1 protein-coding gene is annotated in these 414 nt (G+C 72.5%); it reads right to left on the reverse strand.

Annotated elements, in window-relative coordinates; translation table 11 throughout:
• The coding region (locus tag HMPREF0298_RS12520; protein ID WP_006841337.1) for a hypothetical protein at positions 1-414 on the reverse strand (414 nt) is incomplete at both ends.

A 414-nucleotide genomic window follows, 5' to 3' on the forward strand; every position in this document is an offset into this window, starting at 1 on the left:
GACAGGCAGGCCCCGGTGGATCGCGAGCGACCACAATGCGGCGACGTCGGCAAGCTCCGGTGCCGGCGCGGTGGCGAACACGTCGTGCGGGGCGGTGCCGGTACGCGCGGCGGCGACTAGCTGGCGCACGTTGTTGGCCAGGGGCGCCGGACAGTCCTCCGGCAGGTGGTCTGCGGCGCGGTTGCAGGCGGCCTCGAGGGTGGACCCGGCCTGCACGTTGGTGACAACGTGGCCCAAAAACAGCGCCACTATTGCTTGTCGACGCCCCGCCCAACGCGCCCGCTGCCGCGCGCTGAGCACCCGCCACAGCGTCGCCGCGGCAATCGAGACGGCGATAACCAGCGAGAACCGCTCCGCCATGATGACGGCGAGGGTGGCCGCGAACACCGCCACGGGCAGGGCGGCGGGGTGGAT

Source organism: Corynebacterium lipophiloflavum DSM 44291 (assembly GCF_000159635.1).
GTDB lineage: Bacteria > Actinomycetota > Actinomycetes > Mycobacteriales > Mycobacteriaceae > Corynebacterium > Corynebacterium lipophiloflavum.